Origin of the sequence: Aeromonas sp. S8(2024), from assembly GCF_041403085.1 — a bacterium.
Lineage (GTDB): Bacteria > Pseudomonadota > Gammaproteobacteria > Enterobacterales > Aeromonadaceae > Aeromonas > Aeromonas dhakensis.
In genome coordinates, this window is the sequence record NZ_JBGLRF010000004.1 from 25,961 (window position 1) to 52,726 (window position 26,766).

At 51.5% G+C, this 26,766-nt stretch carries 28 protein-coding genes and 1 pseudogene; 6 read left to right on the plus strand and 23 right to left on the minus strand.

What is annotated here, in order from left to right:
- Positions 1 to 772: 772 nt before the first annotated feature.
- From ACB031_RS12890 to ACB031_RS12910, 5 genes are all read left to right on the plus strand, one after another.
- Entirely contained in the window at positions 773 to 1,969 is a 1,197-nt protein-coding gene (locus tag ACB031_RS12890) for a transcriptional regulator (protein ID WP_371139699.1), read from the plus strand.
- Between the two features lie 571 nt (positions 1,970 to 2,540).
- Positions 2,541 to 3,797, plus strand: a complete 1,257-nt coding sequence (locus ACB031_RS12895) for a transcriptional regulator (RefSeq protein ID WP_371139700.1) — start codon at positions 2,541 to 2,543, stop codon at positions 3,795 to 3,797.
- A 166-nt stretch (positions 3,798 to 3,963) separates the two neighbouring features.
- Positions 3,964 to 4,524: an outer membrane beta-barrel protein gene (locus ACB031_RS12900; RefSeq protein WP_139725348.1), complete on the plus strand. Its 561-nt coding sequence runs from the start codon at positions 3,964 to 3,966 to the stop codon at positions 4,522 to 4,524.
- Positions 4,525 to 4,601: 77 nt separating this feature from the next.
- On the plus strand, positions 4,602 to 5,645 hold the full coding sequence (locus ACB031_RS12905; RefSeq protein ID WP_371139701.1) for an OmpA family protein: 1,044 nt from the start codon (positions 4,602 to 4,604) through the stop codon (positions 5,643 to 5,645).
- Between the two features lie 151 nt (positions 5,646 to 5,796).
- On the plus strand, positions 5,797 to 6,687 hold the full coding sequence (locus ACB031_RS12910; RefSeq protein WP_371139702.1) for an alpha/beta hydrolase: 891 nt from the start codon (positions 5,797 to 5,799) through the stop codon (positions 6,685 to 6,687).
- Positions 6,688 to 9,606: 2,919 nt separating this feature from the next.
- Here ACB031_RS12910 and ACB031_RS12915 read toward each other — a convergent pair.
- The 21 genes and pseudogenes from ACB031_RS12915 to ACB031_RS13015 all read right to left on the minus strand — a co-directional run bounded on the left by ACB031_RS12915 (position 9,607) and on the right by ACB031_RS13015 (position 24,662).
- Positions 9,607 to 10,617, minus strand: a complete 1,011-nt coding sequence (locus ACB031_RS12915) for a reverse transcriptase domain-containing protein (protein ID WP_371139703.1) — start codon at positions 10,615 to 10,617, stop codon at positions 9,607 to 9,609.
- Positions 10,610 to 11,137, minus strand: a complete 528-nt coding sequence (locus tag ACB031_RS12920) for a fimbrial protein (RefSeq protein ID WP_371139704.1) — start codon at positions 11,135 to 11,137, stop codon at positions 10,610 to 10,612. Before ACB031_RS12920 ends, ACB031_RS12915 begins: the two co-directional genes overlap by 8 nt.
- A 67-nt stretch (positions 11,138 to 11,204) precedes the next feature.
- Positions 11,205 to 11,948 (minus strand): fimbria/pilus periplasmic chaperone, encoded by a 744-nt coding sequence (locus ACB031_RS12925; RefSeq protein WP_139725346.1) that lies wholly within the window; start codon positions 11,946 to 11,948, stop codon positions 11,205 to 11,207.
- Positions 11,949 to 11,980: 32 nt separating this feature from the next.
- A complete protein-coding gene (locus tag ACB031_RS12930; RefSeq protein WP_371139705.1) occupies positions 11,981 to 14,473 on the minus strand; it encodes a fimbria/pilus outer membrane usher protein in 2,493 nt (830 codons plus the stop codon).
- A gap of 88 nt (positions 14,474 to 14,561) precedes the next feature.
- Complete coding sequence (locus tag ACB031_RS12935; RefSeq protein ID WP_371139706.1) at positions 14,562 to 15,122, minus strand: fimbrial protein; 561 nt, start codon at positions 15,120 to 15,122, stop codon at positions 14,562 to 14,564.
- Positions 15,123 to 15,803: 681 nt separating this feature from the next.
- Positions 15,804 to 16,163, minus strand: a complete 360-nt coding sequence (locus ACB031_RS12940; protein WP_371139707.1) for a hypothetical protein — start codon at positions 16,161 to 16,163, stop codon at positions 15,804 to 15,806.
- Between the two features lie 891 nt (positions 16,164 to 17,054).
- Entirely contained in the window at positions 17,055 to 17,474 is a 420-nt protein-coding gene (locus tag ACB031_RS12945; protein ID WP_309946063.1) for a hypothetical protein, read from the minus strand.
- A gap of 731 nt (positions 17,475 to 18,205) precedes the next feature.
- Positions 18,206 to 18,628 carry a type IV toxin-antitoxin system YeeU family antitoxin gene (locus ACB031_RS12950; protein ID WP_371139708.1) on the minus strand — a complete coding sequence of 141 codons (423 nt, stop codon included), beginning with the start codon at positions 18,626 to 18,628 and terminating at the stop codon, positions 18,206 to 18,208.
- A gap of 2 nt (positions 18,629 to 18,630) precedes the next feature.
- On the minus strand, positions 18,631 to 18,945 hold the full coding sequence (locus tag ACB031_RS12955) for a hypothetical protein (RefSeq protein ID WP_371139709.1): 315 nt from the start codon (positions 18,943 to 18,945) through the stop codon (positions 18,631 to 18,633).
- Between the two features lie 49 nt (positions 18,946 to 18,994).
- Positions 18,995 to 19,387, minus strand: a complete 393-nt coding sequence (locus ACB031_RS12960; protein ID WP_371139710.1) for a hypothetical protein — start codon at positions 19,385 to 19,387, stop codon at positions 18,995 to 18,997.
- 1 nt (position 19,388) lies between these two features.
- A complete protein-coding gene (locus tag ACB031_RS12965; protein ID WP_371139711.1) occupies positions 19,389 to 19,931 on the minus strand; it encodes a hypothetical protein in 543 nt (180 codons plus the stop codon).
- 82 nt (positions 19,932 to 20,013) lie between these two features.
- Positions 20,014 to 20,301 carry a hypothetical protein gene (locus tag ACB031_RS12970; protein WP_371139712.1) on the minus strand — a complete coding sequence of 96 codons (288 nt, stop codon included), beginning with the start codon at positions 20,299 to 20,301 and terminating at the stop codon, positions 20,014 to 20,016.
- Positions 20,298 to 20,660 carry a hypothetical protein gene (locus ACB031_RS12975; RefSeq protein ID WP_371139713.1) on the minus strand — a complete coding sequence of 121 codons (363 nt, stop codon included), beginning with the start codon at positions 20,658 to 20,660 and terminating at the stop codon, positions 20,298 to 20,300. The genes ACB031_RS12970 and ACB031_RS12975 overlap by 4 nt, the downstream gene beginning before the upstream one ends.
- Positions 20,657 to 20,872 carry a hypothetical protein gene (locus ACB031_RS12980; RefSeq protein ID WP_371139714.1) on the minus strand — a complete coding sequence of 72 codons (216 nt, stop codon included), beginning with the start codon at positions 20,870 to 20,872 and terminating at the stop codon, positions 20,657 to 20,659. Before ACB031_RS12980 ends, ACB031_RS12975 begins: the two co-directional genes overlap by 4 nt.
- Positions 20,872 to 21,378, minus strand: a complete 507-nt coding sequence (locus ACB031_RS12985) for a hypothetical protein (protein ID WP_371139715.1) — start codon at positions 21,376 to 21,378, stop codon at positions 20,872 to 20,874. Before ACB031_RS12985 ends, ACB031_RS12980 begins: the two co-directional genes overlap by 1 nt.
- Before the next feature lie 183 nt (positions 21,379 to 21,561).
- Entirely contained in the window at positions 21,562 to 22,059 is a 498-nt protein-coding gene (gene radC / locus ACB031_RS12990; protein ID WP_371139716.1) for a DNA repair protein RadC, read from the minus strand.
- Between the two features lie 87 nt (positions 22,060 to 22,146).
- A pseudogene (locus tag ACB031_RS12995) lies at positions 22,147 to 22,447 on the minus strand (hypothetical protein).
- The gene (locus tag ACB031_RS13000) at positions 22,422 to 22,850 is read right to left on the minus strand and encodes a hypothetical protein (RefSeq protein WP_323943754.1); all 429 of its coding nucleotides are present in this window, start codon (positions 22,848 to 22,850) and stop codon (positions 22,422 to 22,424) included. The pseudogene ACB031_RS12995 and the gene ACB031_RS13000 overlap by 26 nt, the downstream one beginning before the upstream one ends.
- A gap of 10 nt (positions 22,851 to 22,860) precedes the next feature.
- Positions 22,861 to 23,286: a DUF2787 family protein gene (locus ACB031_RS13005; RefSeq protein ID WP_371139717.1), complete on the minus strand. Its 426-nt coding sequence runs from the start codon at positions 23,284 to 23,286 to the stop codon at positions 22,861 to 22,863.
- A gap of 86 nt (positions 23,287 to 23,372) precedes the next feature.
- A complete protein-coding gene (locus ACB031_RS13010; protein WP_371139718.1) occupies positions 23,373 to 23,819 on the minus strand; it encodes a hypothetical protein in 447 nt (148 codons plus the stop codon).
- 51 nt (positions 23,820 to 23,870) lie between these two features.
- Complete coding sequence (locus tag ACB031_RS13015) at positions 23,871 to 24,662, minus strand: hypothetical protein (RefSeq protein ID WP_371139719.1); 792 nt, start codon at positions 24,660 to 24,662, stop codon at positions 23,871 to 23,873.
- Between the two features lie 147 nt (positions 24,663 to 24,809).
- Here ACB031_RS13015 and ACB031_RS13020 point away from each other — a divergent pair, with 147 nt between their 5' ends.
- Entirely contained in the window at positions 24,810 to 25,154 is a 345-nt protein-coding gene (locus ACB031_RS13020) for a helix-turn-helix domain-containing protein (RefSeq protein ID WP_043118721.1), read from the plus strand.
- On the opposite strand, the gene ACB031_RS13025 is transcribed toward ACB031_RS13020, so the two are convergent.
- Together ACB031_RS13025 and ACB031_RS13030 are read right to left on the minus strand one after the other, a co-directional pair.
- On the minus strand, positions 25,143 to 25,712 hold the full coding sequence (locus ACB031_RS13025) for a lecithin retinol acyltransferase family protein (RefSeq protein ID WP_371139720.1): 570 nt from the start codon (positions 25,710 to 25,712) through the stop codon (positions 25,143 to 25,145). The two genes, ACB031_RS13020 and ACB031_RS13025, sit on opposite strands and share 12 nt — an antisense overlap.
- Positions 25,713 to 25,723: 11 nt before the next feature.
- Complete coding sequence (locus ACB031_RS13030) at positions 25,724 to 26,674, minus strand: DUF932 domain-containing protein (protein WP_371139721.1); 951 nt, start codon at positions 26,672 to 26,674, stop codon at positions 25,724 to 25,726.
- Between the last annotated feature and the right edge of the window lie 92 nt (positions 26,675 to 26,766).

Consider the following 26,766-nt stretch of genomic DNA (forward strand, 5'->3'; position numbering starts at 1 on the left):
CATCCAGACACCAAGAAGGCCATCAGGTGTCGTACTGAACAAAGATATTCTGCTTTCTGAATCCAGGCACTTCGCATTGCTAACATGGCCACCAAATTGAGCAACACCTAAAACCCCATTAAGCGTCACACGACGCGTTGAGCCAAGTCCGTGAAAACCATACACGAGATCCTGTCAAACCAGACAAGGTACACAGCACTCAAGCACAAGGTCCAGGTGACTTGAACTCGACCTCACACGCCAGAACAGCGGCACCCTACTGCGATGGCGGATTGACAAAGTAAGGAGGCAGCCCGCTTGGGCTGCCTCCTTCAATTTTTGGCTGTTACTTGGCATAGCCTGGTTGAAATATAACCACCGGTATGAAAATGGTATTCACCTCACAGTTTCCCACAAAAGGGTGTGGTCATCCGACTTTAAACCGAGTAACTAGATTTGGACACACACCGCATTCGCTGGAGTTTTAAATACCAGATACCGGTATGCCTTGCTGACGACGACACCTCCCTCATTAAAATAGCCATACCTCCCCAAGTCTGATTGGAACAAGAGCTCGGATTTAAGCATCGAGTGTCACTCATGTATGAGAAAATAATTTAAATCCGCTGCCAACTTTTAAAAATCGGGTATAAGTATTAAAATAAAATCAGCAAATAACAACAAAAAACACATTAGCACAAGGAACTAACTGGTAGCTATACAACTCACCAATTTGATATGTTACATATAGCAACTATAATTACAGTCATTCTCAGCAGGGGAAAAGTAAATTATGAAAAATGGCTTTATCATAGATGGTTCAATTACTTTCGAACCAGCAAACTATAAGCTGACAATAAATAACAAAGACATTCGACTAAGCCAAAAAGAGTGCCAGGTACTAGAGATTTTATGTTTCAACAGTAATACCGTCGTTGAACGAACTGCATTTATTGAACCAATTTGGGGTAACAGTGCCAGCGGTGATATTGGCCTTAATAAAGCAATCTTGCTACTTCGCAGAAAATTTGAGTCACACAATCTAACAAATTTAATCAACACGGTTCCTAGAGTGGGCTATTCCCTCAATGCTATCATAACGGAACTATCTTACAATGAAGATGATGGATTGATCAGCCAAAGTGTGGATGATGAACAACATACTTCTGAAGATAGTGAGGATGCTGGCAATATAAAAAACAAAAATAAAACACTTTTCTTTATTGCAGCAACAATATTTACACTTCTATCAACAGGATACTTTACCTTAATTAAAAATGACAGTATTGATATTGAGGAGGAAATTGAAATCGGTGAAAACAAAACCTACTTCACCATAGAAAAACCAAACTTTTCTCTATTGGAAAAAACAAACAAACTGCTCAACGATGAAAATAATTATGATTTTCGTGCGCTACTCTCATCTAAAATGTTAAGCATTATATTTTACAACAATCGTATTCCAGTCAACCAGAAAGCTTTCTTGATTGACCAGAGTACTGATATGCATGCACAACTGGTTTGTATTGATGAATACCTGTCAAAAAATATGAAGTATGACAGTGATACACAAAGCGACATACTCAAAGGCATGACCCACAGCATCATTCAATTCTATGGTACATGCCATAAAAATACTATATCGATACTGGCTACACTTTATACCAAGGCCTCACATCTAGGGCATGAGATGGAAAAAGATCATATGGTCCTACAAGAATTTTTATTACAAAACAAAAGTGATGAAGATATATTCCATATCAAAAAATATGTTAATTACATTGGAATTGGTTCTGATAAAATGAAAATGATACAAAAAAGCGTTCTTTCAGATAGTATCAACATAAAGCAAATACACACCCATGAGTTCTATTCTGAATTATTATCAGAGCTTACCAAGAATGAGGTTTCCCATGTTAAAATAGAGCCTCAGCTTTACATTAGCGAAATTTTCGATGGTATGCTTTATTACGCCCAAAAATACCAATAAACAGCCCCCGCCTAATCATACAATATTCCCGTACATCGAAAACCCGTCGGTGTACGGCTATCATCATACCAATATGCTCACCTTTACTATATTAAAAACCATTTGAATCGCCCTTCTCAAGAGCGCGCTGTATGCACGACACATTGTACATATATTGCTCACAACGCTATATTTAAACACCAAAAATTAAGTAATACACTGATTTTAAATGGATTTTTAACGAATCAATAGTAAGTTAAAAATCCATTTCGCATGCGTAAAATATGCAAGTCAAAATAGTCACACGGTTTTTAAAAAATGCGATATATCAACCATAAGCGGCCAAGCCAACATACCATGCAAAAAGATGCATTTCATAGATATAAAATAACTCTCAGGTGTAGATATCTCAGGTGTAGATATAGGCAGCCGAGCATGATGTCTATTATTCTGCTTTCATTTTTTATCACTGCTGTGTTGGAAGTACTTATAGCCTTGTACTTGAATAGTCAGCCAGTTCAGTTTTACAACCTTCCCTAGCATTATATTTCGCAGACTATAGCGTTAGGTCAAGCGCATCATGAGGTACCGTATGAATCAGCACTATATCATCAATAACAATATAACATTTGAATCAAAGCGATACCGTTTGGTCATCAACAACAAGGAAATTACACTGAGTCAGAAGGAAACCGAGCTATTGGAGATGCTCTGCATATCCAGCCTGGCCGTTGTAGAAAGAAACCAATTACTGCAATCAATATGGGGCTCTAGCGAGTCCGCAGACATAGGTCTCAACAAGAATATATTGATGCTAAGACGAAAATTTGAATCTATTGGCATCAATAATGCCATCAAAACAATCCCAAGAATTGGTTACATGTTGCTTTTAGAAGTAAAAAATATAAAAGATGAAGATATACATCAAGCTATCTCTATAGATGAGTCAGAGCACTTAACGCTGGTAGGCGAACAACCAGCCATGGATAATATTTTAATTAGTAAACGAGAGAGCATTACTCCTTACATCCGTATTTCCAAAAAAGTATATATTTATATTGCGGTACTGGTACTCTGCTTCACCGCGATATACTTTTTCATCACTCATAATACAGACGGCGTTTTCAAAACACCACTGGATGATTTCGATCTGTATACCAACCACACCCTTTCACTTTTTCTAAAAAAGGGGTTGAACGTTGACAAACACACAACAATCAAAGCCATCAATGACGTTTTGATACGTGCCAAGCTTAATGCCAAGTTTTATCTGCTGGCTACAGATAGCAATATTTCTATCGCCTCAGTCTCTGGTAATGGCGTGCGCAAGCAATCTAATTTCATTTTGGATAATACAACTGCAGATCTTAACAGAGAACTACCTTGCGCAGTGAATAATTTCATCGAGCATGGCAATGGAGAGAGTAGCCATCATGATCGCTATGGGGAAAAATTAATATCGATGCGCTTTTTTAAAGGTTGTCATGCACAAGACTTCTTGGTTGATGTGCACGTTGTACGCAGCGGGCACCCAGAAAAAATAAAAACGGTTTTGCAAAGTATTTTTGCCAACGACAGCCATCATCGCGCTCTATTCCATTTTGACAGAACCAGTGAGTATGAAAGCATTACCCTACCAGATGGAACCAGGAAGATCATTTTTCATAATGCTCCCTCTCCCCTTGACATCGATAATCTCAATCTAATTGGAGAGAATGAACATATCATAAAACTCATCGCTGAGTTTACGTCAGCAAAAACGACTCATGTTTCGATCGACCAGAAGAACAACATTTACATGAGCGATATCATGGGCGGCATACTCTATGCTGCATCCGAAAAATTATAATAAATTACGAATTATATATAATTACCATTTTTACCAAAAATCACTAGACTGCGATATCGCTTGGTCATGGGTAAAACTTGGCCAAGGAAAATATTTTCATGACTTGACCTTGAAGCGATAGCATCAGGCTGGTTTAGCTTACTTGATTTATTTTAAGGTATACACGATGTCACAAGTAACAAATAGGTACTTGATACTGACCACATTTGTCCTTGGTGTTGGAACCGCTGGCATTTCTCACGCCAATGAAAACTATCTTAGCGAAGGTACTCAAGAAGTCGGCGTTCAGGGTTCCGTTGACTTCGACTACGCAGATAAATACCAGGTCCTGCTCAACACTAACTATGGCTACTTTATTGATAATGGCTGGGAAATTGGTGGTGACATGGATATCAACGCCACCAAATCTTACAAATCCGCAGCCGTCGGTATATTTACCGAATATAACTTCGTCAACTCAAGCAACTTGACGCCCTATATGGGGGTAGGTACCCAGCTCTTGGCTGCCAATTACAACGATGTTGAAAATCATTCCTCAACTGATTCATTCGATGCAACAGCCATGAATATCAAGTTGAGTGCCGGCGTCAAATACTTCATTAACAAAAACGTGGCGCTTACCGCTGAAGTCAACCACAACATAGCAACGGATGACCTGCATATGTCTGGCGGTGATCCAAAACGTTCACTGACCAAGTTTTTGATCGGTACCAAGTTTTATTTCTAATAAACGTAGGCACCTACCACCAACGCCGTTGGTGGGTAATTGCAACAACTGACCTAGTCGAAGATGAGGAGTTAAACATGATCGGAAGAACTCATTATATTATCAGTGGCTTGATGATCGGCCTGGTGTCGCTCCATGCGTCAGCAGATGGTACCTCCAACATCTCTGATGTCTATATGGGGGCCGGTGCAGGATTCACCCATTTTCATGGGCTGAATAAAATAGAAGGGGTTGACTCTGGCAGTGAGGATGCGGCGGCAGCAGACGCATTCCTGGGGTACAACTTCAATGACTATCTCGGGGCCGAGGTTGGTTATCTTTATGCCGGAAGAGGTAATACGGACGGTAACCGGTTTGAAAACCAGGGGGGGACAGGCACCCTGATTGGCCGCCTGCCGCTCGGTGATAACCTCTCCCTCTTCGGGGAGGCCGGTGGTTACTGGAGTCACACCGATGGGCTGGGCGCCAAAGACACCAAGGTCTCGTCGCTCTTCGGCGCAGGTCTGACCTATCAGCTCACCGACTCGCTCGACTTGCAAGCCCGCTGGCGCTACATCCAGGATGTCGCCGATCTGCATAGCAGCGACTACCAGACCAGGATCAAACCCAACCAGAACATGACCACGTTGGAAGTGGTCTACCACCCATTCAGAAGCCATGATGCCCCACCGGTTGCGGTAGCTCCCCTGCCAGCCCCGGCCCCCAAACCCGTGATGGTCGACAAGACCTTCGAGCTCAGCTCGGACGTGTTGTTTGCCTTTGGCAAGGCAGACCTCAAAGAAGAGGGGTTCAAAGCGCTCAAGCAGCTGTATCAGGAGTTGTCAGACAACAGACCCAAAGATGGTGAAGCTCTTGTGATCGGCTATACAGACCGGATAGGTTCTGACAAGGTCAATCAGCGGATCTCCCGGCAACGGGCTGAAACTGTGGCCAACTTCCTGGCCGCACAGGGGCTACCAGCCGGCAAGATCCGGGTAGAAGGCCGTGGTGCGGCCGATCCGCTGACTGGCAGCGAGTGTGACGCCATCCAGAAAAAATCGGCCAAGATCACCTGTCTGGCACCAGACCGTCGGGTAGAGGTTCGCATCAAGGCCATGAAGACAGTGCAAGAGCAACATTGATAAGGAGTCGACACACAAGGGCAAGGATGCCCATCCCGCTCGGCACATCGAGCCAGGTGCGCAGCTTCACCCTGTTAGCCCCTCTACGTCATCATGAACAACGCCTTTTGGATGGATATGAATCACATCCAGCTGTTTAGGAATGCCCGTCATGAAAAGCACCATTCATCAACTCAGTAACGGCATCGTACTGACACTTCGCCATCTGCCACACCAGCGCAACGCTCCCGTCATCATTCTCTGCAATGGCTTGCTCGGAGGCATACAATCAGCCCTGCTGCCCCCCTTTGCCAACGCCTTTACTCGTGCCGGCTTTGCCACCATCACCTTTGACTATTTGGGGATGGGGGAAAGCAGAAGCAGAGCAGGCCCGCAGACACCTGCTGGCCAAGTGGAAGATATCTTGTCGGTTATCGCCTGGGTCAAACGGGGCTCCCCAAAAAGCCTTGATCCTGAGCGCATCGGGCTCTGGGGGCACTGCCTCGGCGCAGGCCATGTGATCACGGCGGCCGCGAACCAGCCTGGTGTGCGCTGCATCGTCAGCCAATCCCCCTTCAGCGACGGGGAAGCGATACTAGCTCCCCTCTTGCATACCGCTGACGCCACCTATCGGGAACAACCTAGCGGCAACCTGCCTCCACAGAGAGCAATCATGGGGGATGATCCCCGGATCCCGTTGGAGAGCCTGCTGACAGACAGGGAATCACGCTATTTTCTTGATGACTTATCGCACCTGCATCCCGACGTGGAGCACCACCTCCCGCTTGCAACATTGCGAACCTTGCTGCGCTACAAACCCATACAGGTAGCCTCGCAAGTTACTTGCCCCAGCCTGGTCGTGCTGGCGCAGGACGATGCCATTACCCCCCTGCGCCAGGGTCAAGCACTCTACGAAACACTGGCCAGCGATGATAAACAGCTCTGCATTATAGGTGAGGCAGGTCACTACCATCTCCATTACGGTGCTGTATTCCAGCAGGTCTTGCGCGCAGCCCTGCAATGGTTTCGTGCTCATATGCTGGCCACTTCCCCCCTCTCTTAGTAAGCAGGCAAGGCCAGGGATCGTCTAATCCCCCTTTCTTACTCCATCATATAATCACCGGGTGGGCGTAGACCTATTTCGTATTACCGGCCGCTGATGATGACGGTCATTGTCACTCGCACGCGCTGATAGCCCCGTCATCATACTAGGGGTTAGCCCCCCCCCATTCCTCTGCTTACTGCGCTTTCGACATCCCCACCACCATATATTACGACTACGAGGTGCGCATACGGTGCATTACTCGGGGGCGGCCGTTTCATAACATGGGTAAGAGTGCCGCCGGGAGCAATCCGAGTGTCGCGGTTCAGCAGGCACTCGCTCGTGATGGATTGCGTTGTGATTGCGCCGCGGGCCAGCAAGTCGGACGAAAAAATTGTTGTCATTTGACAAAAGAAGCCGGGTTGGTATCCGTTCAACCCTGTACCCACAGCTTTCCGATTGGCCAAAAAGGAAGGTGTTATTTCCCAAACAGCAAGTGCCCGTGAAAGAAGTGGTGTATCCCGGCCTCCGCGCACCAAGGGCAATCACCAGCGAATAGCATTCCCCGGGTACTGAACTGAAGGGGGATACGCCGTTCGATGCCTGACTGCATGATTCTCCCCAAGGGGCGACCGGTTATAGCGAGGAAGATTGCTGCCCGATTGGATACGGGGGTGATTCACCAACTCAGTCGAAAGAGATGGTGAGGAGGGAAAGGTGAGAATGCGCGTGAGCCGGTGCATCATTCATTCCACCAATGCCAACCAGTCGTGTTCCGCAGCAGGATGCGGTTAGTGCGTCGCCCGTAAAGCGCGTTCCAGGTGTCTCCCGCATCAACTACTACGCGGGAGCGAGATACAAACGACCCCGCCCGGTGCGTCGTTGGGGCCTTAGAAATTCAGGTGAACACGTGTACACCACGGGATCTGTCATTCGTCATTAGTAGGATTGACGAGCAAGGTGGAGAGGGAGTACATCTCAGTGGGCGACGAGTTTTGAGCCCCTGAGCGTAAGGTGAGACAGGTACGTCAGGGGGGGGTGGCAAAGGAGGGGGGACCGTCAGTCACGTAAGGACCAACTGCCGAGGGTAGGCGGTCACTGGTTACCGTTCCGCACGAGGATGCGCCTCTTCAGTCGGAGAGAAGGCTGAGGATGCCTAACGAGCCGATGCGCGTCTAAGTACGAATCGAGTGCAACATGTAAATGTCGAGTGTCCGATCGGAACAACGAGTTATCTCGGGGGCGTTTGTGCCTTTCGTCCACCCCCTGAGCGTCGTGATTGCCGGTCACCAACAACACAGCTGCTCATCTCCCACAGGCCCAGATAAACGCGGATACTCTGACCATCGCCCAGTCCAATCACCTCCCCTTGGCGATCCATTCGGATCGCAGATATCGACGGCCTAGCACAAGGGGCCCAGGTCACACGCCGAACAGCTGTCCCATCGGAAGGCAGATAACGGTGAATCGTAGCGGACCACAATCCCGCAGGACCGCAAGCACGATCGTTCGGGATATCGTCGGAAACGGCGGAGTGGATAAGGGAGGCAATTGTGGTAAGGGACGTATTGTGTTTGACCAGTGTCCGATCCCCCAAATTCTCCCCCTGTCGGATTGGCGTACATCCCCGTTCCCGCAACGCCGCAGCCAAGTCCGGTTCAGTCAATATGAATGGCCAATGGGAAGAGATTTGGAGCCGAAGTTCCGAGATGTTGCGGATTGGCCGACAGGGTGCAGCATCGTGCACCGTCAACAATCCATCGGCTGGTCACGCTCGTCAGCGATTAGGGTTGGGGGGAGGACGGATCTATACGGGAAGGTGAGGCTCGGATCCATATTGGCTTTCCACCATGCTTATCAGATAGTCGGAATACCCCGCCGAAGGGCGGGGGTTGGTGATAAGAGAGGGAGCCCGGTTGGAGGTCGGTGGCATGTGGTGAGCCGAGCTATACCAAGTGGGAGGGCGTAACACCCCGGGCGCCCGTTGTGAGGCAACGGCTATGTTGAGTCTCTCCGCCGGTCCGGGACCGGGACCCAGGTTTTAGGCAGGATTCATCAGGGTATGTCAATACGAAGCACCCGCTGCGTTGAGAGGAATCCTTCAGACGACACTTTGGCCTCCACTTCGATGATCAGGTTTTCGTTAGCCTGAGTACCGGGAGAAACGTATGGCAGGGGCACCCCTTGAACGGTAAGCGTCACGATCTGCAGCGAAGCGGGGTCGGCGGGGCCAGGCAGCTCGGACACCCGGTACACGACGGGCCGCGAACAGCTGACGTGGACCGCTGTCGTTCCACCCCGCGAACCCCTCCCTCCCGACCCGAGCGAAACGGTGCCGTCAGGTGACTCGAACTGGCAACTAACCTCGGATGGAGGGATCCCAGAGCACAGCCCCAGCGGAAATGTCACAGGGTCTTTAGTATGATGTTTACCCATCGCGGGGGACACAAAAACCCCTACGCACTCCCGCGCCCCATGGTCAGCGGCACACCATCCGTCGTGCGATACGGTGATCGTTTTCGTCATTCCAACAGTAGGTTCATACACCCCGAATATAACAGCGTTTATTGTCCGGAGTTTTTCGATCGGTGTTCCCCTCATGGCATAATCAGTGCGCCAGCTACCACTATTGCCACTACCAACATGGAAGTGATCGCCGGTCGAGTACCATTCATTGGGTACTAGTTGTTGGAGAACGCTGCTAGGGACAGGCACTGCGGTGTAGGTCTCTTTTATTTGCCATTTCTTGCAGTTGTTGTAGTCCACACTGATGCTGGGGATTGGTACAACTACCATACCTGCGGGTTCCGTGGCATGTGTGCTGTGAGCAACCCCTGAAGCACAGACACAACACATCAGGTTCCATATACGCGCGTATGTTTTAATCATGGTGATTGGATTATTTAACACCCTCGTTTGTCGGCTCCAACTCATATTTGTCTATACCCCAGCTGATGAAGATTCGCAGTGCGCCCCGAAGCAACCTTGTGCTGTCGTAGCGCTGCTGCCCCACCGTCGCCGATACATCCGCACTCTTGCCTGGCACTCCTCCTCGGAGTGCCCCTGACGAATAGCTTGCTCATAAAGCCGCAGGGATCGGGTTCGGTATTGTTGCAGGGAGCGGGGGGCTATACCCACCAGTCCCCGCAGGTTAAACCAGCCACCCAGCCAATCGACCCCCTTGGCCAACTTGCCAATCCGGGTCTTGTCCGGGTGCAGTGAAAAGCCCCCCTCGGCCAGATGGCCGCGCAGGGTGGCGATGGCACGACGCAACCGCCAACGGGTGCGAGCCAAAATAATGAAATCATCCATATAACGGGCATAGTAGAGATCCGGCTGCCCGGCAAACTCCGCATCTATGTGATAGAGGAGACTGGCACCAATCAGCGGACTCAATGCGCAGCCACGGCCTATGCCTGTGGTCGGCGTATGAAACTCGCCCCCCTGCTCCACGCTGTAATAGAGATACTGACGGATCAGCTCTCGCCAAACCGGCGAGGGGAGCAGACTGACCACTCGCGCCATCACCTGTTCTTTATCAATATGCTGGTAGTAGCCCCGAATATCGGTACGCATCACAAAGGGGTAGTCCCCTTGCGCTTCGGTTAGAAAGGTATGTAAACGCTGTTTGGATGCTTTTACTCCCATGCCAAGGCCATGCTCGCAGCGTGGATGCAAGGGGAGCCAGGGAGCACTTTGCAAAGCAACCCATTTGAGCACCAGCGCATCTTGCGCCGACCAGATGGCATGCTTGCCCACCACCTGCATGGGGCTCAGGCGATAGCGCCCAGCGAGCACAGACTCCAGCAGTCGTCGCGAAAGTGCGGGCCAATGAAAGCGCACGTGCCAGATATCGGCGTTGGCCGGGTAGTGGCGACGCCGTTTGCAAACCCACTCATAGGCCAGCTGCCAAGCGTGCTCCAGGTGCAACACGGGATACGGATTAGTCATAGTCGATCGTGAAGTTGGCGGTGGCGTTGAACGCGCCCGGAGTCAGACTGGCCTGCCCCGAGGGCAACAGCTGCACATAGGCACCAAAATCAAGCACATTGCTGCCGCTTGCCAATACCTGCGCCCTGCTGGCCTGGTTGAGCGGCAGGGGTTGTCCCCCCTGTTCAAGCCCGATGGCGATACCCTTGGCAGCGCTATCCCCCGCCAAGGCAAGCAAGCTGCTGTTTTCAGCGGCCCCCTGCCCGGCAAAGGTCACCTTGACACTGCCGGCAATGGCCGGGTCGCACTCTTCCAGATGTAACTGAAACGCCTTGCTGGGAGTACGCTGATCACGGAGCAAAGCCTTGTTGACGATGCCACCAAAATCCACCTGGATGGTTTCATCCCCGGGGCGCAGGGAGCAGGGCTGGCTAACCACTTCGGCTGTAATGGTCAGCAGCAGGGTGTCGCTACCCGCCTGTGCGGGTAGCGAAGCCATGAAGAGCCCGCTGAGTGAGAGCAGCAAGAGATGGGGCTTCACACTCCTTGCGTTTTGTCTGGAGGTACGTCTTGCTCGCTGGCTTGACCACAACTGCATGATGCTCCCCTTATCTGGCGTCTTTGACTGGCAACAGGTGACAAGTGCCGGCACATCGATAGCTCAGGGTACGGCGGCCACCGTAGTCATCTACATAGGTGAAGGTGGGTTGCTGGCCGAGTTTGGCAACCCCCAGATTGACCATGGCACTGCTGTTGGGAGAGATCATCACAGGCTCAAAACCCTCTGCACTGCCGGCCTTGATCGAGGTGGCCCCTGCCACGATGGATACGTAGTAAGGCGTCGGGTTGTTGAGCTGGTACTTGCCACCCACCGCTTGTAGCGTGACTTTTTCTTGCCACGGCGCCTTGTTGCTGCCGGGTTCGACCAGCAAGCTGGCCGGGCGATAGAAGAACTTTATCCGGGTCTGCAGCGCCAGTTGCAAGGTATTCGGCTTGTCGCTGCGCGGCGGGATCTCCCGCAAGTTGAAGTAGAACAGGCTCTCTTTATCCTGTGGCAGCAAAGAGACGGCAGGCAACGCCTGCACCTTGAACAGGCTCTCCATGCCCGGTTCCAACCGCTGCACCGGTGGCAACAGGGTAAAGGGACTATTGACCTTCTGACCATTGGCATCCTCCAGCCAGGCTTGCGCCAGATAGGGCAGGGTTTTATTGTTGTTGCGAATAGTCAGACTCATGGACTTGGCCTCTCCCGGGTAGATCACCCGGGTGCGATCCAGTGACACGGCTGCCTGTGTCTGGCCAGCAAGCAGGGTCATCAGCAGAGGCATGGTGTAAAGCAATTTGTTGTTCATCTCGGTTTATCTCAATCAGATTAAAAACAGTATTACTGACAGGTTAGTCTTGCCATCGCCTCCATGGCAGGCAGCGGCGACGGTATATAGAAGCGACAATGCTGATCGCTGCCCCAGCGAGCCTCCACAGCGCTGCCTTCGTGCAAGCCTGCCAGATAAGCCATGCCTTCATCCCCGACCATCCCCAATTGCTGCCCCTTGTCATTGAAGACTTCAGCTGCAAACGGCAGATGTTTGCCATCCCCCTTGACCAGCACAAGCATCCGCTTACTACCCGACAGCATGTCGAAGTGGCGATAGCCGATGGCCCCTTCGGTCAACGTCCCCATGGAAACCGGGGTGCCTATGGGTTCCGCATCATCACTCAATTGATCCACATCGATACTGGTACGTTGACGATAATAACTGGACACGTCAGCCACAACGGCCTTGCCATGCTTGTCAGTAAAGGTGGCGGGGCCGCCTGAATGTACCGGCACCTCGCTGACACCGTCAGTATCAACCATGATCCGGCTCCCCCCCATCATACCCACCCTGTGCATGGTCACCCCCGCCCCCGTCGCGGTGATCCCTCCGTTGATCGAGAGGCCTGCGGCCGTCGAACTACCCGCCTGATGGCTGATATTTGCCATCAGGGTGGTCTTGTCACCGATATGGGTATAAAAACCGCTGGCACTTTCGCCCGTCGGCGAGGTAGATGCGGTGACAGAGTAGCTATTACGCTCATCGGCCCTGTTAAAGAAGCTCACACTGTTGGTGGTTTTCCCCCCCAAACTGGAGGCGCTATAGCTGACATGTTTGTTCAGGCCAAAGGGCACTGACAGGGTGAAATACATGCCGTTATCCGTCAGGTTGCTCTGCTCATTGCGATAAGCAGTCAGCGATGCCGTCAGACCACGCCACTCCATTACGTCAAAGTAATGGGATAACGACACGCTGATACGATCACTGTCCATCTGGGACCAGTAGGACTGATGGGTGTAATCAATATAGGCACCCAGTTGGGCAGCCTTGAACTGCTTGCTGAGCACCACGCTGTACATCTCCTTGGCTCCCCCAAGGTAGTAACGCGAACCTATCTGCTTGGCTGCCATAAAATCGTTCATATTCATGAAGTCGCGTTCGGAAAAACGATACCCGGCAAACGCCACCTGGCTGTCATATTCTTCGAAGTTCTTTGAGTAGTTAACCCGGTAAGAGCCACCGGTTTTTGTTCCTTCTGCCAGATGAGCCCTGGACTCGGTGATATCGAATGAGATAGCACCAAACTGCAATAGATCACGCCCCACCCCAATTGACAGCGCGTCATAACCATCGCTGAGCAGTGCCCCCCCCAGCAGTGACCAGCCATTGCTGACACCCCAGGAAAATTCACCACTGGCAAAAACAGGGCCATCCACTTCATGAGGCTGGCTGCTGACCTTGCCACTGTTGAACTTGTATCGCACAGACCCTGGGCGGGAGAGATAGGGAATATTGGCCGTGTTGACTTGAAACCTCTGCACAGTGCCGTCTTGCTCCTCAACCTTTACATCCAGTTTGCCACTGACACCACTGCCCATGTCCTGGATCCGAAAAGGACCTGACGCCACTTGGGTTTCGTAGATCACACGTCCCTGCTGGCTGATCACCACCTTGGCATTGGTCTTGGCAATGCCAACCACTTCCGGTGCATAGCCTCGCAAGTTCGGGGGCAACATATTGTCATCGGTTATCACGGAAGCACCGGTAAACTGAAAACCGTCAAACATCGAGTTGCCAAGGTCTTGCTCACCCACCATCAGCTTGGCGCCGAGCTCTGACAAGGCCCGATAGGCATATACACGATTGACGTCAAAGTCGCTTTGGGCGTGCTCATCTCCTCCCTGGCTCTCATTACGCTGATAGCGCCCCTGCCAGTCGGCACGTAATCGCCACGTGCCCGTATTTATCCCAGCCACACCATAGGCACTCGCATTGGTACTGTTGCCATTACCATGAGCCGAGTGGCTCTCTTGCAGATTAAGGCCGTAATCAAGCAGTGCACCATTGACCCCCTCATCCCAACGGGAGGGAGGATCCCAAGAATCACTGGCATAATCGCGATAAGCTTGAGGCACAGAGATAGTCAGAGTGTCTTTATTGATCTCCCCCTTGATGACTATGCCTTCGAGAATTGCAGGGTCAAAACAGGCTTGTTCATCCGCCAGCAAACGGGGCTGGCTGGCAAGCAGACGTTTTAACTCTGGTTTCTTCAATCCAAGCTCGCTAGCCAATTCAGCAGTCAGACACAGTTGTGAGCTGTTTTCTGTTTGCTCATAAAAACGAATCTTGCGCTCACCAACCTGCACATTATTCACGATTAGTTGCATGGTATAATCACCAGGAATAATATATCCGGCACGTTTAAATGCACCTGACTCAATACTTTCCTTGTCTTTTACATCGAGAAGGTCAGTATTGAATATAATATCCCCAGCATAAGAACTTTCAGTCCAGCTGAGCATCATGAAAGAAATTGTCAAATATATCAATGTTTGCTTCATAAAATTCAAGTCACAGCTAGGCTAAAGAAATCACGCGTCCCTGCGTGTCATTATCCACATGAACCTTTCGGTATATTTACATTACTATTTACTGATAAGTCATGATGAAGTCGCTGGTCGCGGTAAATTCACCAGGAGTAGCCTTTTCACCACTTTTTAAATTACTGACCAGCTTGGCACCAAACTTCAGATGATTGTCACCGTCAACAAGTGACAAGGCTTTAGTTGGAGTTCCCAATACCACTTCAGAGCCATCCCGCTGACTCACCATGGCAATGGCAGCGCCTTTAGCAATACCATTAAGGGACAGGTGCTTCTTCTCGCTATCATCGGCAATCCCGTTGAAAGTGATCGATGCTGTTTTTGCCGTATCCAAGGAACAACCTTCAAGATGGATATCAAATGGACGCAGCGGACCTTCGCCCTGGTGTTCCAACAAGCTATTTGCTATCTGACCCATTTGAATGGTTTGATCTACACTTTCCGGCGCAATAGAACAGGGAGCATCAATAATGGCACCAACGAACTTGATGACTCCATGTCCTTGGTCAGTCGGTGCACTAGCTGCCGGAGTGCCAGTTCCTTCAGCAAACACAGAAGCTGAAAGCATCAACATCATCATAGTGGAAGCAATAGTTGTTTTTTTCATACTTTATATCCTATTAATAAAAGTTTCTTAATAGTGGTAAAACAGTTAGTTCAATAACTTTCCACCCACCCCTCCAACCTCTGCATGGTTTTAAATGCATAGGTTAAAAGCATATGTATCTTGAAGCAATTCTTTATTGTTCGCTTCCAGATGCATTATCACGTTTTCACGCTGACTCTCGAAATGATCAGGAATCACAACCTGCCAATCGACGACAGCAATTATCAAGATGTTTCACCGACAAATAAACATCCTTTAAAATAATTAAAAATACAAACCAAAACAAACACTTAGAGGCAAACCAAAGGGAATTACGTGTTTGTTTAAAATGCGATTACATGAGCATAATCATGGATGCAATAAATCGTAACCGACCGGAATTCCCATCACCGCCACTTGCATGCTGATTGCAATTTTTTATGGTTATCCGGGAAGAAAACTCTATCTTTATGGCTGCCAGTTTGTCAGGCGAGTTGGCGCTCCATCACACGGCTTTGTGCTTGCATCGGTGCCCCACATTAGATTTCACTCATTGCTCAAAGCACGTAAAAAAAAACGGATTGCACATGCAATCCGTCAAGCCACGATGGGCAACACACACACGGGGTATATTCAGGAACAAGCAACAACAACATTACTGATACAACCTATTCTTTATACTACCTTCAACCTCCTTTCATTTCATACTTGGCTTGAGATATACATTTTGCACCATGGCTTGCTGATCAGCTCACGCCAAATATCAGTCATGCTATAGCGGCCTCCTTGAAAGCAATGCCACACATTTTCCGTTAGAATTGGCCCTCTTCCGGAGATCAATTTATAAGGTCTGATAGCAAGCACTCTGATTGCATACTGCTTACGTTCAACATCCTCTAGCTGGCAAATTTTCACCTGGAAGATATGTTCATACTTAAGGATGGCCTTAATATAATGTTGAATACCATTCAGAGTGACATTCATAAATTTTGCAGCTTCTGTCAAGGCAACCATGCGATTTTCCTCATACAGCCAGTGCACAAGCTTTATGTAGTTGGGCATCTATACCTTTGCATGCATAACAGGAACACCGGCAAAGCCGGGCTTAACTGAGGACCAAGCAAGGTTAAAATTGAACTTGCTCGGGTGCTGTTTTAAGTGGGGAGCCCTGACAATCTGAGCGAAGAAGTTGGCCCCCCCTATCCAATGGGGGACAAACAATCCCTTTTGGATTTTCATATCTTAAAACAGCAATAGCAGACCTTTAAGTTATATAAAAATACTTAGAAATACATGGCACATCATGGTTATTAACCATCCTCCCTGCACTCGCCAAGTCACATTTCTGATTGAATAAACAAGATTCCAAAACATTCCTGTGGCGATTCACCTTTGGCAACTGAGACTTGCCAACTCCCCGCTCATGTCTTACTCGGATATATTGAACAATTGCTATCTCGGCAACCGAGTAAAACACTGATTTCAATGTCACGTCACCGGCACAAGGTCGCAAGAGCTGTTCGCAGATATAACAGTAAGCCCACCATATGCGGTTGGTGAACGTTTCTAAATAGAGAGCGGGCAACAGGCAATACCAATGACCAGTGCAGATAGACACAGAGAGCCGCATTAGCGACTCATTTTGGAAAGATGGGGAATTTAGGTGGCGTGACAAGAGGCAAGAAAGTTAAGACCAGTGAGCAGATGATGCACTGGGGTTCATCATCTGTTCACTGACTTCGACGCCCCGCAATGAGACTTGTGCGTCACCCGACAAGGGACATGTACTATACGGATAGGTGGACATCCGGTACGGCCATCACTCCACCAAGATGGAAAGTGTATCGGCGGCGGTGGATCAAGATCGGAGCTAGGGATATGCACAAGGGCATTCCCCTCACAGGGAGTTATACACTGGATATATTTCCGCTTGCTATTAGACCCATATTGGGTTCACACCACAAGATCATTTGTTGTCCAAACATTATTCACCATTTGCACAACTTGCTTAAATGTAAATGGCTTGGTGATCAAGTATGCATCGAGAAAGCATACCTTTGACTGTAGCTTCCCCAACTGCACATCACTCGCAACGACCACCAGGGATGATGCTCCGTGTTTGGTCAATGACTTGGTCGCTATTACCTCTTCCATTCGTTCAAGCTGCTTCTCTGGTGAATGCTGGTAGGAATCAAGATCATACACGATCACGTCGGATGCATTTTGCTGACTCCTGGCATTGACATGCGATTGCGCTTTGACTCCTGTCCCGCTCAACAGTTTTATTTCATCTACATAGGGATGATTTCTCAATGCAGACCTGATTAACTCTCTGACAGGGTTATAGTCACTGACCACCAATACATTAAACATACTAGATTCCAATTATTATATAATTGCCTCGTAACACGATTTACGTTAATCATTAAAATACGAAAACCTTGATTGTAAATCACATGAAAAAACACAGTAAACTAAAAGTAAAACCAATGAATTTTCATGTGACTTTAGCGTATGCTACGGCAATTCCTACACAGATCCTCATTCTCTAACAATAAATAAAAATACCAATAAAAACAGAAGGTTGATGGCAACCTGGTCATTGTGCACATCGACCCACCCAACCTGCATTTAAAGTAATAATACACAACCCTGGCAATTTCTAAAGCAAACACATCAGCCCGGCCCTCTCATTAGCATTCCATCACGACACACATCGATTTAACCCGATAAAAAACACAGGCCATCTTCTATGGCAACACTCACATCTAATCGAGCAATAGCATCCCTTACAAGAAAAATAACTTTCATACATCTTAAATTATAAGCCACCGACCACGCAGAAATTTATAGGAGGGCCTAAAGCCCCTCTACATTCTGCAATGTTCCTATCAATGCATTGCATTGGCAGCTCAACCAACCAATATCAACAACATGTTGCATACCAGCAGCACGTTATTTGTCTGTAACCACCAGTGGGTCTCACACGAACACGTGATATTACTAAACCGATGACGCGGATTGTCTACCCAAAAAATGAAGGCCACCGATTGGCCTTCCCCATGCTAAACACAGCGCCAATACGAGTAGGCACAAGCACATTGCTACCGTAGGACCTGAGGTGACGCCTGGGTGTCGTGTGTGACGCTCTCGTTTGCAACAGCGTAAATCACTATATAAATGTAGCCATGGCTACCGAGAGAATCGGCTTCACAGGTGAACCCACAGTGCTGAATTGTGGTGCACTGCTGACGTTGGGCGTCCAGTTTACCGGTCAGCAGATCGGTCTCAAGTGCTTTGATAATCTCCGGGAAGTTGGCTTCCAGCCTATCTATTGCCTCCTCTGCCCACTCGCCTACCAGTGAGGCCCGATCTGACAGAAAGTGCAGGCGATGATGCTCTTGAATGAGACGAGCGCCAAAGCGCGGGGTAACGGTATGGGGTAGGCCCCACTGCGCAAAAATCCGGGTGGGCTGGTCTGCTGCTTCATGTTGTTGGCTATTGGTGTGGGTAGTTGTCGTGGTCATGATTAGCGATACCTCAGTTGAATGTCGATGATGGTGCCGGGCACGTTGTGGCGCTGGCGTAGTCTTGTCAGATGCGCCGGGAGGTTGGACAGGCTGGCCAGCCTTCCCCTGTAGAGCCGAGAAAGATTGATGTAGTCGGGATGGCTCACTGTGATGGTCACCTGATGCCCTGACTGCCAGCGACCAAACAGGTGGGCTTTGGCTTCCTTGATGGTGGTGATGCCGGGTACTGGTAAGGTCTGCCGATTGCGCAGATGCAGCTTGTTCAGCTCGGGGGCATAGCAATGCACCTCGAGCCCGGTGATAAGGCGGTTCATGTTCGGTGACTCCAATGATGTCAAGGGCCATCCTGTGAGGGCTGGCCCTTTATGCTATTCGTGGATGAGTAAGACTGTGTTGGGGGCAACGAGCGCAGTCAGCCGTCTCATTGAGCACAGGTTTGCCATTGAGCCGGTCCAGCAGGTGCAGCGAGCCGTACTGGGCTATCAGACGGTCTATGGCCATCTGAGCGCAGGCCGTTCTGCTGGGCTTATTCTCAGGAATTGCGTAACGAGCGGTGAGCCAGCCGCCGAGTAGAGCAATGCGATAACCGCTCGGGATGTGGGTGAGCGAGGTGCTGATGCCCCTCCCGTGAATGAGGAAAGGCACGGCCTGCCCGCCAATGTCGATATCGATGCGTTGACCCTTGAGCTCGAAGGTGGTGAGCTCGCCGGTCTGCGGGTGTTTGCCAGGCACCTTGATGGTGATGTGTTTGGCCATTTCACACCTCCGGCTTGGTTTCAAAGTGGCGGGCAACAACGCCCGCCTCCGGGTCGATGCTGATAAAAGCCGGGGCTTGCGGGTGGTACTGGTAGAGCCGCGCCAGCTCGGCACGAAACGCATCAACGTTCGGCGCAATCACATGACTGGTATCACCCTCGGCATAGGTAAAGGTTTCGAGTTGCTCGGTGTGAATCCACATACCGAAGTACCACGCATCTTCCTCGGTGTCGTACTGCTGCCAGCCTTGGGCCAGTAGCGTCCGGTCGTAGTAGTAACGGTCTGCTTGATGGCTGCCTCGGTCGATGCGGCAACCGGTCACGGTGAGCTCGAACGGGATACGCCCTGCCTTGTGAACCTTCTTGACTCGGCGCAGCAGCTTGAGCGCCTTGGCTCTGCTGCGTTGATTACCGAGTGGATGCGGCTGAGCGGCCCGCAATGCAAGGTGGGTCATTATCTTCGGCGCAGTGTTGTGGTTGAGCTGACCGATGGCAGCAGTCATCTGCTTAGGCGTCAGGGTCTTGTAATCACGCAGGTCGTGCATGGTGTGGTTCCTTCAAATGCAAACAGCCCTTCGGATGTGAGGGGCTGCATGGGGGGGTGGTGTGCAGTTGTGGGGGGATTGTCTATAGCGATTGCTTGAGGTGGATGATGTCTCGCTGATAGCGGCGGCGGTGGCTGTGCCAAATCACCCGCTCGGCAGCAGCCTCCAGTAGCGCGGTGGTCACTGTGCGGGGCAGGACCAGATTTGCCCCGTTCCAGTTATCCAGCTCCAGCACGCCGGAGCTCACCAGACTGGCCAACTGTGTATCGAGCTTGTCGGTCAGCTCCAACGCAATGAACTCCTCGATATGGGCCCGGAGACTGGCGATAGCACTCTCTTGAGCCATTAATGATGCAGTGGACGTTGTCATGTATGGCTGCTCCAATCTGGCGCGTCGTTGCTGCCATGGTTAACGTAGGCACCGACTATCACCCGCTGCCACTCGCCGACCGGTTGGCCCACAGCATTACAGGCGCAGCGAAAGCGAGCGAAGTTAATCTCACGTGGCAGGTGCTCACGCATATCCCGTGGACTGACAAAGAGCGTGGTCTTGTGCAGCACCGGGTTGGGCGCTACCAGTGGGCCGCCGATACGCCGCCCCTCCACATCGTGGGCATAGGCGAAGCTCGGCAGCATCAACTGCTGACTGATGAGTTTGGCAAGTGCTGGATGGGCACACATGGCCTCTGCCACGGCGGCCTGGCTAAAGCTATCGTTGAACTCAATCATTGGTGTTTCTCCAATTCTGCCGATGAACGGTAAGCCGCTGCCAGCAGCGCAAACTGTTCGACTAGGTAACTGATGCTGATGCCAAGCTCATCGCTGACCCCATCACCCAGACGGTGATGCAGGTGTGCCATGTCATCGGCGATGCGTTGAGCCAGGTGGGCCGTTGAGCTCGGTGGTGAGCTTGTCACTGTCAGGGTGATGGAGAGATCCATCACATCTCTCCCCAAGGTGCTTGCTCCCACAGTGACAACCGGGCCAGTACGTCTTGCGCCAGCGCTTGCTGCAACTGCAGTATCACCTTCACCAGCCGGGGAGCCTGCTCAGGGCTGCCGCTCCATTCGCTCGACTGGTACAGGGCGCAGCAGGCGAATTTGTAGAGGGCTATCAGTTCGGTATCGTTAAGTGGTGCCTGGTGGTAACGGTGGGCAGGTTTAAGCGGACTCAGCTTGGTAGATTGGTGCTGGCGTGGTTCCTTCTGGTCCTGCTGACGTCCTAACTGATAGCGATGCCAGACCGCCCGCTGATTGGCGAGCATCATCAGTCGCACTAACCGATCTACCCGCCACGTCCAGGTACTGGTCGTGTCTGCTGGCGGCAGCCACCAGAGGGTGCGCAACAACTCAAGGGTGTAATGAGGCGGCATCGGGGCATTGCAAAAGCGGTGCAACTGCACGGCAAAGGCAAGGTAGTCCTTGCGGTCGATCATGAAGGCAGACATGGGGGTGACTCCTTGAAATGAAAAAGGCCACCTGCAGGGAGGTGGCCTTTTGGGTGATGTCGGAATATCCGGATCATGGTGTTGGACCTGATGATCCGGATTGGCTAATTGCGCAGCTGATGCAGCAGCGCAACTCGATGAGGATATCGAGGGCGGTGAGGTGTGATTTGCCTGGGGTCTGGTTCATAGCAGGTTTCGTTCAGCCAGCGAGACTACGCCCTCGGCACCGACCACCAGATGGTCAAGCAACCGCACATCCACCAGCGCCAATGCCTCTTTGAGGGCCTGGGTAAAGACCCGGTCACAGTGGCTGGGTTCAGGGTCGCCGCTGGGGTGATTGTGCACCGCGATAATGGCCCCGCTGTTAAGCAGCAAGGCCCGCTTGACCACTTCCCGTGGGTAGATACTGGCGCTGTCCAGGGTGCCACGAAACAGCTCCTCAAAAGCCAGTACGCGATGTTGGGAGTCAAGGAACAGTGCACCAAACACTTCGTGCTCCCGATCTTGCAGCAGGGTTTGCAACCGCTCTGCGGCCTGCGTGGTACTCGTAATGGCAGTGCCTTTGGCCAGGCGCTTGCGGGCAATCTGGTTGGCCATATGCAGCAGGTCTTGCTCGGTCACCGGTTCGGTAACGACATAGGTGCCGGGGTATTCCCCTGCCTTGAGTTTGTGGTAACGCATATGGGTTTCTCCAAATAAACAAAACCCCGACACGCATACAGCATGTCAGGGTCAAAGAGAGGTAATTGGGGCACACCGAGGGGGCGTTCAGGTGGCTGTGGGAATGGCTCCGGCTGTCGCGACGGGTTCACTTCACCGGTATCAGCGGTTCGGGCACCAACACGTCTAGCGGGATGGCCAGCGCCAGACTTAATCGCTCTGCCAGTTTGTAAGCGGGGCCGATAGTGTCGTAGTCAGCTACCCAGGTAGCTAGGGCAAGGCCACTGGTCTCTACCACCCGCAGGTAGACGCTGTAGCCCTGCACGGTCAGGCCACTGTCGCGCACCACCTGCGTCTCACCATCTCGATTAATCGCTTCAAGCTCAACGGCGATCGGTTGTTTTGGCATCTTTCGCCTCCTCTTGAGGTAAGGAGTCACTCTCCACGCGATAGCCGTGATGAATGCAGGTACGCTGCAGGTCGGCCAGAAAGCTGCCCAGTACACGAGGCTGTTCAGAGAGCGGGATGGGGCCTGCTTGGCAGCGCCAGAAACATTGGCGCTTGGGGTCCACGCAGATTTCATCCACGGGCTGACTCATGGTGCGCCAGTCCTCGGCATTGGTGAGGGAGAGCAGTTGCCACTGCACGCCAGACCAGCGCACTTGTAAGGTGACTGTGCGGGCTGGTGGGCTATCCGGTGTCAGGTGCAGCAACCAGCGCTCGCCTTGGCGAGTTGGCTGTAGTTTGGCCTTGGCAGCAACCAGCCCCAGCCACTGGCGTGAGAAGTGGGAGAGCGGCAGTTCGTTAGTCATCACACACCTCCTAATCCCCACTGACCGTGACGGTGAAATAGCCCAACTGGGCGTAGCTAATGAAATTGCTCTGCCACATCGCGAACAGTTCGCGAGCTTCCACGCTGGGCAGTGGTCCCCACCCTTGCAGATAGTGTTCGTCATCCAGGAAGTTGAAATCGAGCTCCTTGCAGAGCTCGGCATCCTGGCCCAGTCCCTGGTAGCTGAAGTCGGTGACGTAATCGAACAGCCAGCCATCAAGGCCGCGTATCAAGCGGATCTCGACCGGGTGAGCCCCTCCCTGCTCGGGGCTGTAGGTGGGGCTGCGAAAGTTGAAGGTGAGTTGGGTCAGGCGCTCAAGGTTGAGGCCGATATTGGCAACCTCCTGATTGAGTAACGTGAGCAGCGCTTGGGTAACTGGCAGGGCAAAGCCATCCCGGAAAAAGGGAATAGTCATAAGCGTTCCTTGTCATATATCCAATAAAACGAGGGAGGCATTAGCCTCCCTCTGGGTGTGGTTGAAATGGTGGGTGTAAGCCATCGTCACGGTGTGCCAAAGTCCGGTGATGACCCAGGCGCAATACAGTTGTTATCTGGCGAGCCAATGGCTGGCAGTACCTCTGCAAGGTGGCTGGTGGGCAAATCGATGGGGGGATTTGACGGCAGCAATAGCTCCACCGAGGTTGCGTTGCGAAGTGCTTCCCAGAACGTGGGGAAGTACCCTTGCCGGTAAGGGGCGTCATAGCGTTGACCGTCCACCAGCAAGGCAAACTGACGTTTGCTTTCGCTGCCATAATCACGACCATTCACCGTCGCCAACATGGTGAGCGGCGCATCATCCCGGCAGATGATAGTGAGCAGGGTGGTGCCTGCGAGGGTGACGTTGTAATTCGCCTGCGTACCAGGCCCCCAACTGCGAGACCAGCCATTTTCCTCTGCCCCGACACCACTGGTGGCAAGAGCCACCAGCAGCGCGATAAGTCGGTTCATTGTGGTTACCTTTTAAAAATAACAGGGAGGCTGTTGCCTCCTTGGGTTGGGTTATTGGTCAAACGACAGCGTCTGCTCGCCACCCAGGGTGGTCACAGTGACCTCAAGGGGGTTACAGTCCTCCGGCAGCAGAGAGAGCGTCACTTTGCCGCCAAAGCCCATCCGAAATGGCAGCTTGGCTTTCGGATCGATCTTGCAACTGCCCCGGTTGATCTTGAGGTCGGTGATCACCATCCGGTTGCTGCGGCTGGTGATATCGAGCAGGTACTTGTTCCAGGTCGTTTTGCCGTAATAGGGATTACCGCGTTTTCTCAACTGTACATCGCCCTCCTTCAGCGGTTCGATGTTAGCCAGGTCTTCGTCGAGGACGGCGGCGTCATAGGTCTCTTGTGATTGGCAAGGAAAGCCTGGCGAGCCCAGCGCCGGTAGCGTGCTTGCAATGTTCGCTGTTGGGAACGAAAATTTGCGGCTGCCTTTTTCGCGTTGATATACGCCTAGTTCTTTCGCATTTCTCAGTGCGGTCCAGAGTTCCTCAAAACTTTTCTGGTCTTGAAGAACCCGGTGGCCAATGAAGATCTTGCCATCCACTTCAAAAACGAAATCACTTTGATAGTCCTGAGAGCCGTATTTTCCGACATTCATGATGTCCACATTGATGGTGGCGGGTTTGTTAGGATGACACCGAATGGTGAATGAATCCGCCCGGTTATAGACACCATAGCTATATCCCTCAGTAGCGTTACCAAACTGCTTCCAGCCTGGGGCATCAGCGGCTGACTCACTGAGGGCATGTGCTTGCTGAGTAGCTGCCAGCATTACCAGCAATACCATGGATTTCTTCATGTTTGTTTCCTTCTAAATTGTCTTGATGTAATTCGACCCATTTGGTCCACACTCAACCAAAATCAACCACAAAAGGCGATCCTCATCGTTTTGAGTCCTTCATGTCAACAAGTCCAGGTGTCAACTTTTAGAGTTGAATCTGGAGGTGTGATGGATATCAATCAGGACGCGTTAGCCAAAGCAGTGGGCAGAGCCATTGCTTATCAACGTCAACAACGGGGAATGACCCAAGAGGAAGTCGCGGAACGGCTGCAGATTGGGATGGAGGCGGTATCTCGCATGGAGCGGGGTATTGTGGTTCCGACTATCGTGCGACTGGCTGAGTTGGCACAGATATTTGGATGTGAGCTGACGGACTTGCTCCGTGAAACCAGTTCGCGTCCCCTTGAGCAAGCCGTCAGATTAGCTCACCAACTCGAGCAACTCACCGACGATGATCGTCAGTGGGTCACCGATACCATGACGGCCCTGATGAGCCGCCTAATCCGTTAACCAGTTCCACAGCTTGTGTGCGCCGTAGGCTGCAGCAGCCCCGACAGCCAACGGTGCCCACGCTGGCGCTGTGGACACCCCTACCAATGATGTCAGTGCCGCCGTGGTGGCACCACCAGCTACGGATGAGCTCAGGGAGGCACCTGTTACCCCTGCGGTTGCCACTGAGGTCAGGTGCCCCAGTGAAGATCGCGTGACTTGAGCCGCCAGTAACGTGGCAGCGACCTCAGTGACTTGAGCAGAATGGTGCTGATCTTTGATACACCACATCACGAAGTGCTCACAGTTGTTGAACAGCAGGTTATAACTGCGTTCGCCCAGACGGCTGTGCGCTCGGTTGACACTGTGATCCGGGCTCAGTCGCTGAGGATGGCTCCTGATAATAAAGTCCTTCTCCTGGCAAAACGCCCCTAACGTAGACATGACAACCTGACACGCGTCATGACCAGAAAACGGGCCTTGGTAGTGGATCACCCAATCGTCACCGACGTAGATCCCGTGATGCTCATACCCGATGCGCGGGGAGATAAGGTGGTCGCCATAGTGCAATGAAGACATGTTGCTCTCTCCTATTGCAGCAGGCTGATGGCTTGCGCCAAGGCACGGGATTTGAGTTGTGCCCCTTGGCCAAACCAGGCTGAATCCAGCCGATGATCCTGGCTGCGGGTACGACGATGGTGATCGACGTACTCGGTTACCGCATTGACCAATCCCCACGCGGTGTTGTGCGAGCTGGCCAGCTCGGCACCCATTCCCGCCCCTTGGTAGAGCTCATGCAAACGCTGTACAGGCCGGGTGAGCACAATGCTCTCTTCCTCCACAGGCTGTGCCAGCAGATCACTGAAAAAGCGCAGTGCCTCTTGAGGTGCCACAGGGCGTTGGCTGAGTGCTTTAGCATGCTGACCGAAATGGTCCCACTGGCTTATCCCCAGTCCCAGCGCCTGTTTCACGGCAGTTGCGTCGAACTGGGTTGAGTGGGGCACCTTGATGGCGGCGGACTGGTTACCTACTGCTACCTGCAGGGTGTTGTTGCAGACTACCCGCACCGAGGTGAACTGCGCCGTGGTGCAGAGCGTGCCATCACAACTGGTCGCCAGCAGCAGATAGGACTTCACCAGGTCATCGCCTTTGAGCATCAGGTCCTGGCCAGTCTTGGCCAAAGCCCAGAGTTTGCGACCACCTTTGAGTGAGCCTGCGGTCTCCAGCTCGAAACCACCGGCCTCTACCAAATCTTGATAGAAGTGCAGCACCTCATGGGGCTGTACCACGTTGTAGCGCTGCGATACCACCGACAGCGGTGCTAGGGTATCGGAGCGGTAGAGCACTTTGCTGTCTGGGTAGGTATGAAGGATCGGATTGTCAGGCGAGCCCTGATACAGCACATCGCTTTGCTCGATGGTCCAGTCCATCCCGGCGGCTTGCAGCCAGACATCGAGGGACTGTTGTGGGGGTAAGACATGGCCGAGGCCATGCCAAGGGGTTTGGCCGGTGTAGGCCATAGAATCAATCAAATGAGCCATAGAGATCTCCAATGAAAAAAGGGACTGCCGAAGCAGTCCCTGAGGTAGGTTCATGGAGATAACATATGTCTGACATTTGGTTCACTAGGGGT

Bases quoted from the DNA above. Each gene is read 5' to 3' on its own strand.
- ACB031_RS13000 (WP_323943754.1), bottom strand. From the start codon at position 22,850: ATGACTAACGAACTGCCGCTCTCCCACTTCTCACGCCAGTGGCTGGGG.
- ACB031_RS13015 (WP_371139719.1), bottom strand. From the start codon at position 24,662: ATGAAGAAATCCATGGTATTGCTGGTAATGCTGGCAGCTACTCAGCAA.
- ACB031_RS12905 (WP_371139701.1), top strand. From the start codon at position 4,602: ATGATCGGAAGAACTCATTATATTATCAGTGGCTTGATGATCGGCCTG.
- ACB031_RS12915 (WP_371139703.1), bottom strand. From the start codon at position 10,617: ATGACTAATCCGTATCCCGTGTTGCACCTGGAGCACGCTTGGCAGCTG.
- ACB031_RS12970 (WP_371139712.1), bottom strand. From the start codon at position 20,301: ATGACAACGTCCACTGCATCATTAATGGCTCAAGAGAGTGCTATCGCC.
- ACB031_RS12945 (WP_309946063.1), bottom strand. From the start codon at position 17,474: ATGTTTAATGTATTGGTGGTCAGTGACTATAACCCTGTCAGAGAGTTA.
- ACB031_RS12955 (WP_371139709.1), bottom strand. From the start codon at position 18,945: ATGAACCGCCTTATCACCGGGCTCGAGGTGCATTGCTATGCCCCCGAG.
- ACB031_RS12935 (WP_371139706.1), bottom strand. From the start codon at position 15,122: ATGAAAAAAACAACTATTGCTTCCACTATGATGATGTTGATGCTTTCA.
- ACB031_RS12930 (WP_371139705.1), bottom strand. From the start codon at position 14,473: ATGAAGCAAACATTGATATATTTGACAATTTCTTTCATGATGCTCAGC.
- ACB031_RS12900 (WP_139725348.1), top strand. From the start codon at position 3,964: ATGTCACAAGTAACAAATAGGTACTTGATACTGACCACATTTGTCCTT.
- ACB031_RS12975 (WP_371139713.1), bottom strand. From the start codon at position 20,660: ATGATTGAGTTCAACGATAGCTTTAGCCAGGCCGCCGTGGCAGAGGCC.
- ACB031_RS12985 (WP_371139715.1), bottom strand. From the start codon at position 21,378: ATGTCTGCCTTCATGATCGACCGCAAGGACTACCTTGCCTTTGCCGTG.
- ACB031_RS12895 (WP_371139700.1), top strand. From the start codon at position 2,541: ATGAATCAGCACTATATCATCAATAACAATATAACATTTGAATCAAAG.
- ACB031_RS12940 (WP_371139707.1), bottom strand. From the start codon at position 16,163: ATGCCCAACTACATAAAGCTTGTGCACTGGCTGTATGAGGAAAATCGC.
- ACB031_RS12910 (WP_371139702.1), top strand. From the start codon at position 5,797: ATGAAAAGCACCATTCATCAACTCAGTAACGGCATCGTACTGACACTT.
- ACB031_RS13025 (WP_371139720.1), bottom strand. From the start codon at position 25,712: ATGTCTTCATTGCACTATGGCGACCACCTTATCTCCCCGCGCATCGGG.
- ACB031_RS12890 (WP_371139699.1), top strand. From the start codon at position 773: ATGAAAAATGGCTTTATCATAGATGGTTCAATTACTTTCGAACCAGCA.
- ACB031_RS13030 (WP_371139721.1), bottom strand. From the start codon at position 26,674: ATGGCTCATTTGATTGATTCTATGGCCTACACCGGCCAAACCCCTTGG.
- ACB031_RS12960 (WP_371139710.1), bottom strand. From the start codon at position 19,387: ATGGCCAAACACATCACCATCAAGGTGCCTGGCAAACACCCGCAGACC.
- ACB031_RS13010 (WP_371139718.1), bottom strand. From the start codon at position 23,819: ATGAACCGACTTATCGCGCTGCTGGTGGCTCTTGCCACCAGTGGTGTC.
- ACB031_RS12965 (WP_371139711.1), bottom strand. From the start codon at position 19,931: ATGCACGACCTGCGTGATTACAAGACCCTGACGCCTAAGCAGATGACT.
- ACB031_RS12980 (WP_371139714.1), bottom strand. From the start codon at position 20,872: ATGGATCTCTCCATCACCCTGACAGTGACAAGCTCACCACCGAGCTCA.
- ACB031_RS13005 (WP_371139717.1), bottom strand. From the start codon at position 23,286: ATGACTATTCCCTTTTTCCGGGATGGCTTTGCCCTGCCAGTTACCCAA.
- radC (WP_371139716.1), bottom strand. From the start codon at position 22,059: ATGCGTTACCACAAACTCAAGGCAGGGGAATACCCCGGCACCTATGTC.
- ACB031_RS12925 (WP_139725346.1), bottom strand. From the start codon at position 11,948: ATGAACAACAAATTGCTTTACACCATGCCTCTGCTGATGACCCTGCTT.
- ACB031_RS12950 (WP_371139708.1), bottom strand. From the start codon at position 18,628: ATGACCACGACAACTACCCACACCAATAGCCAACAACATGAAGCAGCA.